The 16,124-nt window shown below is 34.7% G+C and carries 17 protein-coding genes; 1 reads left to right on the top strand and 16 read right to left on the bottom strand.

Annotated features, from left to right (window positions below; genetic code table 11):
- The 7 genes from N7659_RS05520 to N7659_RS05550 form a co-directional block, all read right to left on the bottom strand.
- Positions 1 to 1,650 carry a zinc ribbon domain-containing protein gene (locus N7659_RS05520; protein ID WP_263276211.1) on the bottom strand — a complete coding sequence of 550 codons (1,650 nt, stop codon included), beginning with the start codon at positions 1,648 to 1,650 and terminating at the stop codon, positions 1 to 3.
- Between the two features lie 263 nt (positions 1,651 to 1,913).
- Complete coding sequence (groL, locus tag N7659_RS05525) at positions 1,914 to 3,536, bottom strand: chaperonin GroEL (protein WP_258512072.1); 1,623 nt, start codon at positions 3,534 to 3,536, stop codon at positions 1,914 to 1,916.
- 10 nt (positions 3,537 to 3,546) lie between these two features.
- On the bottom strand, positions 3,547 to 3,831 hold the full coding sequence (gene groES, locus N7659_RS05530; protein WP_199568098.1) for a co-chaperone GroES: 285 nt from the start codon (positions 3,829 to 3,831) through the stop codon (positions 3,547 to 3,549).
- Between the two features lie 126 nt (positions 3,832 to 3,957).
- Positions 3,958 to 4,353 carry a single-stranded DNA-binding protein gene (locus tag N7659_RS05535; protein WP_199576030.1) on the bottom strand — a complete coding sequence of 132 codons (396 nt, stop codon included), beginning with the start codon at positions 4,351 to 4,353 and terminating at the stop codon, positions 3,958 to 3,960.
- 126 nt (positions 4,354 to 4,479) lie between these two features.
- Positions 4,480 to 5,103, bottom strand: a complete 624-nt coding sequence (gene ytpR, locus N7659_RS05540) for a YtpR family tRNA-binding protein (RefSeq protein ID WP_263276212.1) — start codon at positions 5,101 to 5,103, stop codon at positions 4,480 to 4,482.
- A gap of 9 nt (positions 5,104 to 5,112) precedes the next feature.
- The gene (locus tag N7659_RS05545; protein WP_199568101.1) at positions 5,113 to 5,430 is read right to left on the bottom strand and encodes a thioredoxin family protein; all 318 of its coding nucleotides are present in this window, start codon (positions 5,428 to 5,430) and stop codon (positions 5,113 to 5,115) included.
- Positions 5,427 to 5,723 carry a DUF4651 domain-containing protein gene (locus N7659_RS05550; protein WP_263276213.1) on the bottom strand — a complete coding sequence of 99 codons (297 nt, stop codon included), beginning with the start codon at positions 5,721 to 5,723 and terminating at the stop codon, positions 5,427 to 5,429. The genes N7659_RS05545 and N7659_RS05550 overlap by 4 nt, the downstream gene beginning before the upstream one ends.
- Before the next feature lie 89 nt (positions 5,724 to 5,812).
- Between N7659_RS05550 and pepA the strand changes: the two genes are divergently transcribed.
- Positions 5,813 to 6,880, top strand: coding sequence for a glutamyl aminopeptidase (gene pepA / locus N7659_RS05555; RefSeq protein WP_263276214.1), 1,068 nt, complete (start codon positions 5,813 to 5,815; stop codon positions 6,878 to 6,880).
- Positions 6,881 to 6,937: 57 nt separating this feature from the next.
- Here pepA and N7659_RS05560 read toward each other — a convergent pair whose 3' ends face one another.
- The 9 genes from N7659_RS05560 to N7659_RS05600 all read right to left on the bottom strand — a co-directional run bounded on the left by N7659_RS05560 (position 6,938) and on the right by N7659_RS05600 (position 16,122).
- Positions 6,938 to 7,615 (bottom strand): CPBP family intramembrane glutamic endopeptidase, encoded by a 678-nt coding sequence (locus tag N7659_RS05560; RefSeq protein WP_263276215.1) that lies wholly within the window; start codon positions 7,613 to 7,615, stop codon positions 6,938 to 6,940.
- A 17-nt stretch (positions 7,616 to 7,632) separates the two neighbouring features.
- A complete protein-coding gene (locus N7659_RS05565; protein WP_263276216.1) occupies positions 7,633 to 8,034 on the bottom strand; it encodes a hypothetical protein in 402 nt (133 codons plus the stop codon).
- 50 nt (positions 8,035 to 8,084) lie between these two features.
- On the bottom strand, positions 8,085 to 8,288 hold the full coding sequence (locus N7659_RS05570; RefSeq protein WP_263276217.1) for a helix-turn-helix transcriptional regulator: 204 nt from the start codon (positions 8,286 to 8,288) through the stop codon (positions 8,085 to 8,087).
- 127 nt (positions 8,289 to 8,415) lie between these two features.
- Positions 8,416 to 8,550 carry a hypothetical protein gene (locus N7659_RS05575; protein WP_411575300.1) on the bottom strand — a complete coding sequence of 45 codons (135 nt, stop codon included), beginning with the start codon at positions 8,548 to 8,550 and terminating at the stop codon, positions 8,416 to 8,418.
- A gap of 7 nt (positions 8,551 to 8,557) precedes the next feature.
- Positions 8,558 to 9,277 carry a TatD family hydrolase gene (locus N7659_RS05580; protein ID WP_263276218.1) on the bottom strand — a complete coding sequence of 240 codons (720 nt, stop codon included), beginning with the start codon at positions 9,275 to 9,277 and terminating at the stop codon, positions 8,558 to 8,560.
- Positions 9,264 to 10,556: a Qat anti-phage system QueC-like protein QatC gene (qatC, locus tag N7659_RS05585; protein ID WP_263276219.1), complete on the bottom strand. Its 1,293-nt coding sequence runs from the start codon at positions 10,554 to 10,556 to the stop codon at positions 9,264 to 9,266. The genes N7659_RS05580 and qatC overlap by 14 nt, the downstream gene beginning before the upstream one ends.
- 1 nt (position 10,557) lies before the next feature.
- A complete protein-coding gene (locus N7659_RS05590) occupies positions 10,558 to 11,289 on the bottom strand; it encodes a hypothetical protein (protein ID WP_263276220.1) in 732 nt (243 codons plus the stop codon).
- Positions 11,289 to 13,112: a KAP family NTPase gene (locus N7659_RS05595; protein ID WP_263276221.1), complete on the bottom strand. Its 1,824-nt coding sequence runs from the start codon at positions 13,110 to 13,112 to the stop codon at positions 11,289 to 11,291. The genes N7659_RS05590 and N7659_RS05595 overlap by 1 nt, the downstream gene beginning before the upstream one ends.
- Before the next feature lie 43 nt (positions 13,113 to 13,155).
- Entirely contained in the window at positions 13,156 to 16,122 is a 2,967-nt protein-coding gene (locus N7659_RS05600; RefSeq protein ID WP_263276222.1) for a type III restriction-modification system endonuclease, read from the bottom strand.
- Positions 16,123 to 16,124 lie beyond the last annotated feature (2 nt).

Below are 16,124 nucleotides of genomic sequence, written 5' to 3' on the forward strand. Positions count from 1 at the left end.
TTAGTTAATCTTACTCATCTTAGGACTAATATAACCTTGCGAATAATCAATGGCTTGGTCTTTTGAACCTGACCAAATAACGAGATTAATTTCATTTTCCTTGATGATAATACCATAATCATAGACGATATTAACGCCTCCTAAACCTGGTAAAATCGTGAAGGTGTTAACATCAGTACCAGAAGCATACTTAAAGCGGTAGGTGTTTTCACCCGTCTCAATCAATTCTTCTACCTTGGCTGTTCCAACTTCATCTTTTTTATCTTTATCATTAAAGACGGTTTTCTTTGAAACAGTTCCGTCTTCTGCAAAGGTTAGCGTTGCAGTATAATCTTTATCCTTGACTTGCCATGTTCCGATGAGTTGTTTAGGAAAAACACCTGGTCTTTTCACTTGGTTATTCTCACTTACTAAGGCTAGAGGAATATGACCGCCTTTGGCAAAAAGCATGCCATCTTTGGTTACCTTGATAATGGCTTCACCTGTTAAGCTTTGATAGAGATGTCCTGTTGTGCCATTTTGTGGGTCTGTAGAGACATCATAATAATAATCATAGGTGGTTGAATAGTTAAGAGCATAACTATCAACGCCAACTTGAGTGACACTATTTATCACAATTTCTGGGATTGACAAACTTGAAGCTCTTCTTGGGTCTGTTTGCGTTTTAGCTTTGATGCTGTCTTTCAACAATTTATAGTAATCATTATTAGCACCATTTTCAAAAACGGTGGCAATATCAGCGGCATCTTGACCACTACTGTAGTAAACGAGCAATTTATTAAAGGATTCCACTAAAACCTGACCGGCTTTTTCAACATCAAGAGCCTTGTCGCTATTTAATTCGACAACAGCATTATCAGCAATATCACTCATAGCAACTTTATTTGATATCAAGTCCCCATCTGGAAATTGCTTTTTGACATAAACGTCTACAGAATCAGATGTAGGGTATTCTGAAACATCGAACTCACCTTCTTTGAGACTGCCAATTCGTCTATCACTGAAGTAGAGTTCACCTGCTGTAATGTTGCTTTTTACCTTGAAGGTTTTAAAGCGCACACTCAAATCAATCGTGTTTTCAACACCATCATAGCTCTTACTAATATCAACTTTTTTCCCTTTATAAAACCCGCTGATAGACGCTTTGTAATCTGCCACCGGCAATTTATCTAGCGTCACACTATAGTCGTCACTGTTACTTTGAACAACTTTTTTATCATTTAGTAAAATATCCATCTTATTAACGTTAGTTTTAATGGTCAGAGACATAGGCTTGACAGCTATCTTATAATCGGGAAAAATACCAAACTTACTACCAACACTTTTGACATAGAGATTGGCCGATGCGTCTGCTTCTTGTAATTCTTTTTTTAAAGCTTCTTTTTCTTCTTGGTTTTCTAACTTGGTAAATGTTGTGTATTTGGCATCATTCATTGAGATGATGGTATTATCATCTGCCCAAACGATATAAGGTTTGATGTTTTCAAACACATCACCATCTTTACCCCTAGCAGCAATGTATCTATCAATACTGGCATCTTTGGAATAATAAGAAAATCCAGCTACTCCTAGTATAAAGATGAGGATACCTACGATGAGTAAACTAATTTTAACCTTTTTCTTTTTGAGAAACGTTTTAAGAGTTTCCATTTGCGTCTCCTTTGTTTAGTATAACACTGTTAATGTTATCATACTTATCCCCATTATAACAAATTTAAGCTATAAGAAAAATCCAAGTGATGATATTAGTAAGAAAACTCTTCTTTTTTACCCAAAAATTGAGTTTGGCAACTTAAATCTAGTGTCTTTCATTAGTTTATTCGAAAAAACAACCCCCTTTTTGCCCCTTTTCTCTGAAAAAAGATTTTAAAACAAGCAAAAACCCTTGATAGACAAGGGTTTCTTTTTTATTTTTACATCATGCCACCCATCATTGAGGGATCCATTGCTGGGGCTGGGCTTGCTGGTTCTGGTTGGTTAGCGACAACTGCTTCTGTTGTTAGGATAAGACTTGCCACACTAGCAGCGTTTTGAAGGGCTGAACGTGTTACTTTCACAGGGTCAATAATCCCTGCTTCAATCATGTTAACCCATTCACCATTAGCAGCATTAAAGCCTACACCTACAGGACTGTTTTTCAATTTATCAATCACCACTGAGCCTTCATAGCCAGCATTGTAGGCAATTTGACGAACTGGTTCTTCAAGCGCGCGAAGAACAATGTTGCGTCCAGTGTTTTCATCACCAGTGAGTTCGATAGCAGCGACTTTTTCGATAATGTTAACAAGAGCGGTACCACCACCAGCGACAATACCTTCTTCAACAGCGGCGCGTGTCGCATTGAGAGCATCTTCGATACGTAACTTCATTTCTTTAAGTTCAGTTTCTGTAGCGGCACCGACTTTAACAACAGCGACACCACCAGCTAACTTGGCTAGACGTTCTTGTAATTTTTCACGATCAAACTCTGACGTTGTTGTTTCTAATTGAGATTTAATCATGTTAACACGGTTACTGATAGCGCTTGAGTCACCAGCCCCTTCAACAATGACGGTGCTGTCTTTATCAATAGAGACTTTACTTGCTTGACCAAGAGCTTCCATCGTCGCATCTTTTAATTCAAGACCAAGATCTTCAGTGATGACAGTACCACCTGTTAAAATCGCGATGTCTTCAAGCATGGCTTTTCTTCTATCACCAAAACCAGGTGCCTTAACAGCTACCACGTTAAAGGTTCCACGAATCTTGTTTAAAACAAGGGTTGGAAGAGCTTCACCGTCAACATCATCAGCAATGATAAGAAGTGGACGACTTGTTTTTAGGATTTCTTCAAGAAGAGGTAAGATATCTTGAATGTTTGAAATTTTCTTATCGGTGATTAAAATGAATGGGTTGTCAAGGTCTGCTACCATTTTTTCGTTGTCAGTCACCATGTATTGTGAGAGATAACCGCGGTCAAACTGCATTCCTTCAACCACTTCAAGTTCTGTGGCCATTCCTTTTGATTCTTCAATAGTGATGACACCATCTTTACCAACACGTTCCATCGCTTCACTGATGTATTCACCAACTTTTTCGCTACGAGATGACACTGCAGCGACTTGAGCGATAGCTTCTTTATTTTTCACTTCTTGAGAGATGGCTTGTAGTTCTTCTACTGCAACGGCAACAGCTGATTCAATCCCACGACGAATGCCGATTGGGTTAGCACCTGCTGTCACGTTTTTTAACCCTTCACGGACAATCGCTTGGGTTAAAACAGTCGCTGTTGTTGTCCCATCTCCTGCAATATCATTAGTCTTAGAAGCAACTTCTGAAACAAGTTTTGCTCCCATGTTTTCAAAATGATCGTCTAACTCAATTTCTTTAGCGATAGTGACACCATCATTTGTAATGAGTGGTGAACCAAACGCTTTTTCAAGAACAACATTGCGTCCTTTAGGACCAAGCGTTACTTTAACGGTATCTGCTAAAATATCAACCCCACGAACCATGCTAGCACGCGCATCTGCTGAAAATTTAATATCCTTTGCCATGAATTTCTCCTTATTCTACAATTGCTAAAATATCTGATTCACGAATAATCATATAGTCTTGTTCGTCATATTTAACGTCTGTTCCAGAAAAACTATCCATTAAGATGGTTTGACCAACTTGAACACTAGGGGCAACAAGTTCACCGTTTAGTGTTCTCACGCCATCACCAACAGCTACAACTTCTGCTGTCTTTGTTTTTTCTTGACTAGCGCCTGCGATGACAAAGCCACCAACTGTTTTTTCTTTTTCTTCAATTACTTTTACGACCACACGATCGCCTAATGGTTTTAACATATAATGCCTCCGCAAATATTTTGTTAGCACTCTTATCTATCGAGTGCTAATTCCATCTCTTATTGTATCACTTGGTCAAAAATAGTCAAGAAAAAAGCAATCGCAACGATTACTTTTTTTGTGATTTTAAAAAGGGAGTTCTTCTTCATCCAAGACCAGGTCAGCAATGTCACTAGAAATATTGTTTTCACGCATGGCACGTTGGGTTTTACTTTCTAATAATTGGAAAGAAGAACATAAGAGTTCACTAACATAGTGTGTTACCTTGTCTTTATCATACTTTCTTGTTCGCCACTCACCATCAACAGCGATAAGACTGCCTTTAGTACCGTAGCTAACAAGAACTTCTGCTAGTTTCCCCCAGACAACCACTGAAATAAAATCAGTCTCTCTTTCACCATCTTTTCCTTTGAAGCGCCTGCCAACAGCCAAAGTCGCTCTTGTGACACTTTTTTCATTGGGTGTGGTAACCAGTTCAGGTGTGGCTGTTAGCCTACCAATCATAATTGCTTTATTGTACATTTATCGTCCTCCTATCTCTTTATTCGAAATAGAACGAGAAAAATAAGAGACATTTTAGTTCCTACCATTCTTTGAAAAAGAAAAGAGAAGACTTTTTGTCTTCTCTACTTATCTTTTTATACTTTTTTACTGCCAGTGTTTTTTAACATCAAAAGCTTCACCAACGATGGCACTATCATCTAACTCGATAATGCCTCTTTTTTGTGGCGCATTAGGAAGGGCTAATTCTCGTGGTGAGCACATCATCCCAAAGCTATCTTCACCTCTTAGTTTTCCTGAGAAGATAAGACTGCCATTTGGCATCATTGCACCTGGTAGGGCAACAATTGTTTTAAGACCAACGCGAGCATTTGGTGCACCAGCAACAATTTGAATCTCTTTATCTGCAGCAACTTTCACTTGGCAGATATTGAGGTGGTCACTATCAGGATGAGCTGCCATAGCTACAATTTCACCAACAACAAAACTTGGTTCTTGAGGATTTTCTAAAGATTCAGAAAAACCAGCTTTTGCTATTTCTTGATTAAACGCAGCAACTTGATCATCAGAAAGTGTGATGTGGCCACTACCTTCAATCGCTGTCACTTCTGAGGCATCAAAAATATTCCATGCTACTGTTTCCTTAGTATCTTGTAAAAAGACACGCGCTACACGCCCTTTTCTCTCAACAGCTACACGTTTGCCTTCATCATTAGCCACAATAACCATCAAGACATCGCCAACATGCTCTTTATTATAAGTGAAAATCATAGTTCCCCCTTAGCCTAAACTTGCTAAAAATTGATTGATTTCATCTTTGGTTTTACGATCTTTATTAACAAGTCGTCCCAACTCTTTACCATTTTGAGTGACGACAAAACTTGGAATACCAAAAATATCCCATTTTTGAGCTAATGGCATGTATTTGTCACGATCAACCTCTACAAAAACAAACGAGTCATTCTCTGCTTCAATTTCTGGCATTTGAGGATGGATAAAACGGCAATCACCACACCAACCGGCTGTGAAAAAGAGGACCAATTTGTCTGGACCTTCTACTAGTTCTGCTATTTCTTCTAAAGATTTTGGAATAATCATTGTTCACTCTCCTTATAATTAATATCGCCATCTAGATAATGAAAGAAAAAAGTGATCTCATCATCAAAGACAACTCCCCCTTGTGCTTCTTTTTTAGCAGGGTTAAATGAACTGATATAAACCACCTTAATCACGCCAAAAGAAGCAAAAAAAGAGCGCACTTCATCCAAAATCTCAGATTCCGTTTTTTGATTCTTAACTTGTTTTTTATGGCCTAAAAAAGCGGCAATACCTAAAAATGCTGGTGTCCCCAATAATAAGCCTGTGGATAACCAAAATTTCTTTTTATTCATACCTTATATTCTAACATAATTCTCTTATTTTTTAAGCTTAAAATGCTTTTAATTTTTGTTATAATAGAAACTATAGAAATGAGGTATATATGACAGCATTATTTAATAAAATTAAAGAAGTCACAGAATTAGACGGTATTGCAGGCTACGAACACACTGTTCGCGACTTTTTACGCCAAAAAATGACACCATTTGTTGATAGCGTAGAAACAGATGGTCTGGGTGGTATTTTTGGTATCAAAAACAGTCAAGCAACTGATGCGCCACGCATAATGGTGGCTGCTCACATGGATGAAGTTGGTTTTATGGTAAGTGAGATTAAATCAGATGGTACCATACGTGTCGTTCCAATCGGTGGTTGGAATCCCCTTGTGATTAGCTCACAACGCTTCACCCTCTACACAAGAAGTGGACAAGCCATTCCTTTAATTTCTGGCTCAGTGCCTCCACACCTCCTAAGAGGAACAGGCAGTACACCTAGCCTCCCTCAAGTATCAGACATTATCTTTGATGGTGGCTTCACGGATAAAAAAGAAGCAGAAACCTTTGGCATCACACCTGGTGACATTATTGTCCCAGCGTCTGAAACAATCCTTACTGCCAACCAAAAAAACATCATCAGTAAGGCTTGGGACAACCGTTACGGTGTCTTAATGGTGACTGAACTCCTTGAAAACCTAAAAGATACCAAACTGTCAAATACCTTGATTGCTGGTGCTAACGTTCAAGAAGAAGTCGGTCTTCGCGGTGCCCATGTCTCAGCGACTAAGTTTGACCCAGAACTGTTCTTTGCAGTTGACTGCTCACCTGCAGGTGATGTTTATGGTGACCAAGGCAAAGTCGGTGACGGTACTCTCATTCGCTTCTACGATCCAGGACACATCATGCTCAAAGACATGCGTGATTTCCTCCTTGACACGGCTGAGTCTGCTGGTATTAAATATCAGTATTACACAGGAAAAGGAGGGACAGATGCCGGAGCAGCTCACCTTAAAAATGGTGGGATTCCGTCTACAACCATTGGCGTTTGTGCTCGCTATATCCACTCACACCAAACACTCTATGCGATGGATGACTTCCTAGAAGCACAAGCCTACCTCCAAGCAATCATCAAACGCCTTGATCGCTCTACGGTCAATACGATTAAAGGTTACTAAGAAAACAAAAAACATTTGAGACAATCTCAAATGTTTTTTATTGTTGTCGTAGAATGATTAACCCATTTGCGTCATAATTAAGAAAAAAGCAATCAGATTATTGACAAAATGAAGCAAGATGCTGTATTCAATTCTCTTTGTCTTATAAACTACAAAAGTTAGAGCAGTACTCATCAGTCCATAAATAATAAAACTACCAAGATTTGTCGGCATATGAAATAGTGCAAACAAAATACCACCAACGATTAAGCCAAGAGTTGGTCGATTTTTAAAAAGATAGTGCGGTAAGAACTTTCTAAACAAGAGTTCTTCCATGACAGGTGCTGCAAGGACAATCATGACAAACATGATAACCATAGGGACACGACTGATTAAATCAAGGATGATTTGCTGATTATCAGTTGTTGCCTGCCCATCAGCAGATATGAAAAGACTACCTAGTATACTACCAAGCAATATCACTGGATAACCAATAGCAACAACAAGGAGAGTTATGATGGGTGATAGTTTTTCCTTAAGCGAGATAAACTGCTTTTTAATGGCAAAATAAAGAAAAGCAAAAATAGTGGCTAACTGTATCAAAACAGTCACGATAATTTGAAAAAGATCAAAATCACTATTCACTAGTTGATTCATACTGACAAAAAAGCCAATCGGTATCTGTCCTAAAATAAGAACCCCTGTCCAAAGCAACAAAACAAGAATGCCAAAAGCAATTGATTTTAATTTATTCATTTTCTAATAATAACCCCTTAAAGTAATTTTTCTAATAATAATTTGATGAGTAAAAATCCGTAGACATGTATAGCAATGATAACCAAGAGTAGTAACTGAAGTGAAATGGCAAGATGAAAAAAAGACTGTAAAAAAACTAAAACGATAAGTAAGAGCGTTTCAATGACATAAGTGATTTGAGCTGCCAAATTTTGAAGATAGGATTGACGTTCATCAGCAAACTTGACATAAAAAGCATCAAATCTTTTCTTATTGGTAATCAAATACCATTGATAGAGACTGACAACGATAATAGCTAGTGAAAAACCAAACCAAAAATTATGATAAAAATTTGATAGATGCTGGTTGATTGGAAATAAAAGTAAGACAATTCCCAGTAAAATTCCTATCAAAGCCTGCCAAAACATTACCCGTTTCACTTTTTTCCGTGTTTTCTTTTGAAAAAGAAAATAACTGATTAAAAACATTACTAATCCTCGTCTTCCTCAAATAAAAAAATATCCTCAATGGAACGATTAAAAAATTTGGCAATCTTAAAGGCCAATTCTAACGACGCCGTATACCTCCCCCTTTCAAGAGAGATGATCGTCTGGCGCGTGACATCTAAAGACTCCGCTAGTTCTGCTTGACTGAGCTTTTGCGCCTTTCTCAGTTCCTGAATTCTCGTTTTCATCTTTTTTTCTTTCTATCAATACCAAATGTATAGTTCGCTTTACATTATTAGTATAATCGCCAGACGATGTTTTGTCAAGATTTTAAGACTGAAAAAACGGTTAGACAAAAAGTCTAACCGTTAGTTGTTAAAGCTTAAAGTCTTTTAAAAAGTTTTCCAACTCTGTCTGTGCTTCTGGTGTTGTGCCTTTTAGTTGTCCAAGCATGCTCATCAAGTCTTGGCTTTGCTGTTCTATGTTATGGATAAGAAAATAGAGAGACAATCACTTCCTATCTCAATATTTTTTTTGAATTAGTTTGAATTTGGATAATAACATCATCTAACTTACATTGTTTTATTTTTGCTATTTGAATACTAGTGTCTTCTAAGATTTCATAATCATATCTTTTTTTACTCTCTTTTGTAAAAGGAGCATCTGTTTCTAAAACGATTTTGTCTAAAGGAATGCTATCAATTAAGCTAACCCCTTTTTTTGTTGTTACCATGTCTAAATTGACAGATATATAGATGTTTTCATTTTTTTTCATAGCATTTAGTAACCTTTTAAGATCTCCAGTATACCAATGTAAAATATATATATTATTATTGTTAACTAATTCTTCAAATATATAACGTTCAGACTTTCTTGAATGAATTGATATAATTTTACCCTCAGTTTGGTTGCATTCATCCATTATTTTCCTGAATATTTTCAGTTGTTTTTCAAAAGAAATTTTATTGCTTTCAGAATTATCTAACCCAACTTCTCCCACGAATCTTGTTTTACGCAAATTACGTTTAAAATGGTCAAAGCAGTTAGGGTACTCTTCAATCAATTCTGGATGGTAACCTAACGCTAAAAAAGTATTTTCAGAATCTTTATATTTTGGATAATATTTTTCAAACAAAACTGGTAAATTTGTCATAAATACTATTTTATTATCACTTTCTAGAATTTTAAAATTGTTATTGTATAAATCTGGATGACAATGAAAATCAATTAATTTCATTCACGTGAACCTCTTTAAATATTTCATATAATTCTTCTATACTCCTATTATAAATGTCAGCAAACTCAAACAAATTGTTTATTAATGGACCAGATTTTTGTATATCAAAAATTGCTCTGTTGGGATTATGCTTTTCAAGCATTTGTAAAAAAGCATTTTTGTTTAAAATTCCAGCTTCAGATTCGTTTAAGCCATTGTGTCTATACTCTGTTTCATCTTTTCCGTAAGCTGATAATATAGCTGCTTTCCGAACTATACAAGGAATACAATCACCACAATGTTTTGATGTTTTTTCTTTTTTAAATCTACCATTATCTGGGTGTGAACAAGACATAGTATTAACATAATGCTCTTTTAAGAAATTACTATTTTTACAATCCTTCATCATTTCACCTTTAGTTTTAAATTGATAAGGATTGATGATTTCAATGTCTAAATTCATATTGTTTATAAGATCTTGTAGTTTGCTCATATAGTATGGATGTGTTGTTCTAGTGCTACTACTACCAAATCTCGCACCTGATAAAGGTACATTTAGCGAAATATAACCATTTTCTGGAATGAACAACTGTGTTTTTTTCTCGGAGGCTGAAGCATATGCAATAGCATGAGAGAAAAACATAAAAGACCTTGTTCGCGTCGTATCTTCTTTTCCGTTTTTTGCAACAACATAAGACTGAATATGATCTTTTTCATCTAACTTATATTGATTCTTAACAGCACCAAAAATACTATTTTGATAACTTTTTGTGCCTTTTCCTCCGCCATAATGACTCACTAACAATATTGGAGAAGTTATTTCTTCAAGCAAATCTATTGCCCCTATAAAAGAGTCCAAGCCACCTGAGAACATACATATTTTGTCGTAGTACCTTTTATCAAGCTCTTTATATTTTTTAGATGAATAGTATAGTTCTTCTTGGAATACCGTTTTAGTTCTGAATTCAAAATCCCAATTATCTCCACTTAGAAAATTTAACATATTAGTTACCAGGTTTTTTTGAGAATTCCAAAAATCGACATCAGATACTGGAATATTTAAACTAATAGTCCTAGTCCAACCATCATTTTGAATGTTTCTTTTTACTGTTCGGTCACAAACAAATACAAAAATGGACAGATATAGTAAATCAATTGCTAACTTTGAAAACTCTTTTTCTAATTTTATGTAATTATCCCAAAAGTTAAAACCAATATCTTTCTTATTTGTTATATCTAGTTTTTCATCATAGCCTTCAGGAATATTATCAATTGATTCATTCGTGCAATATATTTTCATTTTATTCCTCCATAATCTCTAGACAAGAATTTAAAATCTTATTAAATGAATCTTCTGTAAAATAGTCGTATTGATATGAGTTGAATCCTACCTCAACACAGGCTTGGATATATTCTTTAATCTCTTTTTCTACCTTTATAGCTTCTTCAATGTTGCTTCCTTTTTTTTCAAATGAATGTCCATAATCAACTAACATTACTTGCCAAATTAATTCCCTGATAAAATACTGAAGTAAGTATTTTGCTTCAATTTCAGTTAAAGAATTTTTATCACTTAACAATACACTCATTTCTTCTAGAGTATTTGCTGTAGCACTCCTTATCGCTATATCATCTTTTGATATAGAATTTTCTACTATATAATTTACCAAAAGTGATATGGATTCTACTGTGGTCTTGTTCTTGAATTGATCTCCCAATGAGGCAATTGTAGTAGTAAATCCATCTTTTGTTATACTACTCAATAAATGAAAAAAATTACTTCCTGAGGAACTTATACCTTGCCTAGATGAGAAAGCTTTGGTTCCACCAGTGGCTCCAATATAATTACTAACAACTTTTTTCGAACTTCCAATGTTTCCACCAGAAGATAGGTATTTACTCATGGATGTTTTAGCTGTCGTCCAATTTGGCCTATCTAAATCTTTTTCCTCGTTATTATTATCTTCTGATAAAAAATCATTGGGTAATAATGCATCTCCTTTTTTACCTTTAAAAGAACCTGATGTACCCATTATATCCCTCCATTATTTTTTTCGTCCCATTTTTGTATAACTTTACGCATATTCTCACTAGCTGGTATTGTTAATCCGGTTAAGTTCTCAGCGTATTTTTTCATCGGAGGAGTTATATAGTTTGATGGTAGACCCGATATTTTTTGTACTGCAAAATCAGCACACTCATTTCTTTTAGTACTTAAATCAATCAACCCCTTAAATACACTGAATCTCTTATCCGCAGGCTGTTTAATAAATTCTTCAAAAAACCTTTCAACTATAAGATTAAGCTCAACAGAAGAAATATTTTTAATATTTCCCTCAGTATTGAATATAGCAATACTGCTTCCTGATAAATAAGCCTTTATAATTTGCACTGCTTCGTTAGAGAATACTTTACCAAATGAAACTGACTCCAACCCTTTGTTACGTGATAAGTAAAAGTAGGGTTTAAGATCGTGATTTATAATATCAGGCTCTGTTTTAACCCACTGCTCAAACCATTCATCTTTCCATTTTTTATCACTCTTTTGTTTTTTTATTTGATTACTTTCTTTAGGTTCAGCTTTTTGATCATCAGTTTCTCTTTCATCCTCATTCTCTTGATAGTAACTCAAAACATCATTTAGTTTATTTTCTTGTTGTAATTTCATAAAGTCTGTAAATATTGATGGTTTAACATATTGAAGAACCATAACCTTCACTAAAACTTGATCGTTGATCTCAATTTCTTTTAACTCAGCTGTTCTTTTTCTTAGCTCAAATTCATTTAAGAATCTCTTAAATTGCCTTGGATTACCATTTAATCCAAAATTTAAAAGCTCTGCTATCCTTTTCGCTAAAGTAAAATTTCTTACTATAATTCCATTGTCTTTAATTTTGTCTGGTAAAGATACACTAGATAAATTTTCTCTATATTGATTGATTAATTCACTTTTTAATGATAAAAATTTGTCATCATCTACCCCATCTTCACTTAATAAAAGTGTTATATAAAGCTCTGTTTCAGCAACATTCATTCTAGGTATACGTACTGGATATTGAACAATTTTTTCTAAATATTCTTTACCAATATCTATCTTTGAACCACCATCCAATATATCTTCTGAGTATTTTTGTTTTATGGCATAAGCGATTTGCCTTTCATCTGCTCCATAAATAAAGGCTACTTTTCCAGAAAACATAAATAGTCTCATAGCTTCAAATATTTCTAAAATCGTCTCTGTAGAACATCTATCAATTTCATCTATATAGATTACTACTCTTGAAATATTTGTTTCTTTAATCAATTCCCCAAACTTTTCTCTAAAGTTTGAGATTTCATTTCTGATCTTTTCATCTGATGTTGCTTCAAGATAATTGTCTTTAACAGTATCTATAAATTCCTTAATATTTTCTGACTGCCCAAAAATTAATTCGGGTGTAGTTGAAGAGGGATTAGTGCTGTGGGCGGTTAATGCACTAAAAAATCCTTTAGAGATAATTGGTATTAAGTTCATGTTTAACAAACTTTTTCTTAACCCGTTAAAAGTTTCTTTGGCCTTCCCTTCTATTGTTCTTTTTTCTTCAATTGAATCTAGTAAATAGTTAATAATTGTTGTTTTAATTTCGTCATATCCCTCAAACAACCATGCATTGAAATTTACAATTAAAATTTTATCATCTTTATCTTTCAACTTTTTTTGGCTTATTGACATAATGCTGGATTTTCCGCTACCCCAATCTCCATATACTCCAATACTTGCGGGTAGTAAGCTGTCATCTAAAATTATGTCGTTTACTAATTTTGCTATATATTCAAAATCTATATAATCGATGTGCGATTCGCTATCTTTCCACATACCTTCTCCTTTCTAGCTCTATTTGCCAAATTGGTATATTTACTTAACTTTTGGAAATCCCCTTAATCATCGCTACAATTTCATCATTTTTGAGTTGTTTTTTAAATACAACATTGACCCCTTCTTCTTTCATAGCCTCAAAGAATTTTTGAGCAGAAATAATACGTAAGTCTTCAGCTTTTCTCAAGGATTTTTCATCTTTCATATCCTTGGTTTCAACAATGAAATTTATTTCAGCTTTACCATCTGATGAATTGATGACATACATAAAGTCAGGACTTGTTGTTCCTCCAGTAAATAGAGGAATCTGAATTGACCTACGAGGGATTTTCCCAAAAACTAATACCTCATCAATGTCGCTATCCATTAGAGTCTGTCTCTCCTTCGGACTATCATAGACAACCGTATCATAAATATATTTTTCAGGTACAACCACATTATCATCCCGATAAATTCCTAAAACTCCTTGAGATACTTGATCAATCACCTCGCCCTTGTAATCCGTCAAGCTTGTTTCCCTTGTATCTATATTTAGTGGTTTGTATGAAAATTTTTTAAGTAGCTTTTCATCCAACCATTTATTAAAATGCATAACGATTAAGGAAACCCCTATTGTCGTAAAAATACGCTCATCTATATCTCCCTTATTTTCTTTAAATTTACACAAACTTTCATGAATAATACTTACAGATAATCCTAACTGTCGATTTATTTCTTTAAGAAAATCCCCATAGGAAATCTTATCTTCTACAAGGTAATAATTAGCTATCCTTTCACGTAGAACAATTTCCCCATCCACTGACTCAGTTCTCATAGATTTTACACCCACAGTCGTATCTCTATAAATATCTTCTTCTAAAACATTGTAAAGAACCTCTTTTAACTCCTCTTTAGGAATATCTTCAAATTTCAAATAATATTTTTGATTCACTAGCTTCCATAAATTGCTAATATCTTGAAATTTATCCTTACGCACTTTTACAAAATTTTTCTTCTTAGTGCCATCAATAATCTTATTCGGTTGTAAGTTACTGATTGCCTCAGGATAGTCATTATATAGTTCGTCTAACTTATCTTTTTCAATATTACCTTCATAATCAATATATTGTTTCATAAGCATTTGGGCAAAGATTTCATCTTTACTCTTATTTCTAATTTTGGCAATTTCAGAAAGAATAGCTTTAATATTCATATTTTGGCCTGGTGCATCTTTTTGGATTTCATTCAGTAGATTACTGGCAAATCTTTTTTCTGAATAATCTATTAGATACCTTAAATAAAACTGTTCATCTGCAATTCGTCTTCCTTTTTCATCAACAGGAAGTCTAAGTCCTCTGCCCACTTCTTGAAGTTTACTGATTTCAGAACCTGATGAACGCAGTTTTACAATTTGAAAGACATTAGGATTATCCCAGCCTTCTTTTAGCGTCCATTTAGAGAAAATAAATCTCATGGTATTCCATTGTCCCTTTTCATTATGGAAATTTAAGAGATATTCTTTGTCCCTTAAAATCTTATCTACTTCATTTTTTATATCTTCTTCAGAAGTGGAATTATCCTCACTAAAATACCCACCATTGGTTTTTGATATATCTGCTAGAGAAGCCTCAAGATAAGACTTATATTCAAGTAATCTTGGATTATTTGTTTTTTCCATACTTGCTATCTTATTTCTAAGGCTCTCGGATAACATCTCTTCAAATTTAACCCTTAGATGACCTGAACCACCTTCTTCATCTCGATAAGATCTAACAGAGTCGATAAAATAAAGACTTAATGTTTTTATTTTATTTCCTCTTAGGAAGTTTTCTTTTTCTGTTTCAAGGTGATTTTTAATGGACTGCCTTAACATAAGTTCTTGGTAAGTTTTGGTATAAATACCACCATAGACAATATCTCCCTTGGCTAGGACTTGACCATTAGACAAGGTCACCCCATATTTAATGGCATCATCAGAGGTTAGACCAATTTCCTCTATTGTGATTCCAGAAAATTCTTCTCCAAATATAGATAAACTATCCCCCCTAATTAATTCATGAGTCTCTTTACTTCCTTCATCACGTAGACGACAAACTTTAGGGTTTCTCTTGAAATCCATCAATTTCAACTTGGTTTCATTATCCTTCTCAGCATCAATCATAAAGGTCTCAACGCCCTTAACCAGGTTCTGATTAAAAGCTTGACTTGAACCCAAATTAAATATCAAATTGTTAAAATCTTTGTCCTTACTCCCTTTCTTATCTGGAAAAGTCGCACCAAAACGAATGACACATTGGGGCTTTAACTCTTTTAATATTCGTTTATAGGCCTGATTTTCTTTTTTAAACCTGTGAGGTTCATCAATAATTACAATCGGCCTAGTAGATCTCAAAGTTTCGTAAGGCTGGGTAAAGTTTCCTAAGATGGTTTGGTCATAGTCGTCCTTAGCCATGGTAGCATTGGACAAAAGCATTCCTGAAGTCATAAGAAGGACAGAAAATCTATTTTTTTCTAAACTAGTCCCACGGGCAAATTCAGAAATAGCTGTAGGAAACATTTTTCTTCCCTTAGTCCTTTTCTGGGCTTCTAAGACAGATAAGTCTAAACTTTTATTTGGATATAAATCTTGAAAATGTCTTCTACTATAATCTGCCTCTAAGAAACTCTTGCTTCCTTCTCTTATAGGTGTAGAAGGGACTAGCACTATGAACTTATTAAAGCCATAAAGACTATTTAATTCATACATCATTCGGGTATAACAGTAAGTCTTTCCTGTTCCTGTTTCCATACGGATATCAAGGCCTAAATAGTCATCATCATCTTTTGTTCTCCACTCTCTGGGGGTAGCTTGTAAATCTTCGTATCCATGCCATAATTTCTGTATATTTTCTTTTAATTTGTCATCTTCCAAATCAATAATAGGATTTTGGAATAGTTCCTTAGAGTTCAAAACCCTAACATCTTCAAAGGCCTTTCGCATAGCCTTTAAAAAATCTTCTTGATGGGGAAGTATAGATAATTCAATGGTCATAA

Origin of the sequence: Streptococcus sp. CSL10205-OR2 (genome assembly GCF_025660655.1) — a bacterium.
In the GTDB taxonomy this organism is placed as follows: Bacteria; Bacillota; Bacilli; order Lactobacillales; family Streptococcaceae; genus Streptococcus.

Excerpts from the sequence above, each read along its gene's own strand:
- N7659_RS05520 (WP_263276211.1), bottom strand. The coding sequence starts at position 1,650 with ATGGAAACTCTTAAAACGTTTCTCAAAAAGAAAAAGGTTAAAATTAGT.
- groL (WP_258512072.1), bottom strand. The coding sequence starts at position 3,536 with ATGGCAAAGGATATTAAATTTTCAGCAGATGCGCGTGCTAGCATGGTT.
- groES (WP_199568098.1), bottom strand. The coding sequence starts at position 3,831 with ATGTTAAAACCATTAGGCGATCGTGTGGTCGTAAAAGTAATTGAAGAA.
- N7659_RS05535 (WP_199576030.1), bottom strand. The coding sequence starts at position 4,353 with ATGTACAATAAAGCAATTATGATTGGTAGGCTAACAGCCACACCTGAA.
- ytpR (WP_263276212.1), bottom strand. The coding sequence starts at position 5,103 with ATGATTTTCACTTATAATAAAGAGCATGTTGGCGATGTCTTGATGGTT.
- N7659_RS05545 (WP_199568101.1), bottom strand. The coding sequence starts at position 5,430 with ATGATTATTCCAAAATCTTTAGAAGAAATAGCAGAACTAGTAGAAGGT.
- N7659_RS05550 (WP_263276213.1), bottom strand. The coding sequence starts at position 5,723 with ATGAATAAAAAGAAATTTTGGTTATCCACAGGCTTATTATTGGGGACA.
- pepA (WP_263276214.1), top strand. The coding sequence starts at position 5,813 with ATGACAGCATTATTTAATAAAATTAAAGAAGTCACAGAATTAGACGGT.
- N7659_RS05560 (WP_263276215.1), bottom strand. The coding sequence starts at position 7,615 with ATGAATAAATTAAAATCAATTGCTTTTGGCATTCTTGTTTTGTTGCTT.
- N7659_RS05570 (WP_263276217.1), bottom strand. The coding sequence starts at position 8,288 with ATGAAAACGAGAATTCAGGAACTGAGAAAGGCGCAAAAGCTCAGTCAA.
- N7659_RS05580 (WP_263276218.1), bottom strand. The coding sequence starts at position 9,277 with ATGAAATTAATTGATTTTCATTGTCATCCAGATTTATACAATAACAAT.
- qatC (WP_263276219.1), bottom strand. The coding sequence starts at position 10,556 with ATGAAAATATATTGCACGAATGAATCAATTGATAATATTCCTGAAGGC.
- N7659_RS05590 (WP_263276220.1), bottom strand. The coding sequence starts at position 11,289 with ATGGGTACATCAGGTTCTTTTAAAGGTAAAAAAGGAGATGCATTATTA.
- N7659_RS05595 (WP_263276221.1), bottom strand. The coding sequence starts at position 13,112 with ATGTGGAAAGATAGCGAATCGCACATCGATTATATAGATTTTGAATAT.
- N7659_RS05600 (WP_263276222.1), bottom strand. The coding sequence starts at position 16,122 with ATGACCATTGAATTATCTATACTTCCCCATCAAGAAGATTTTTTAAAG.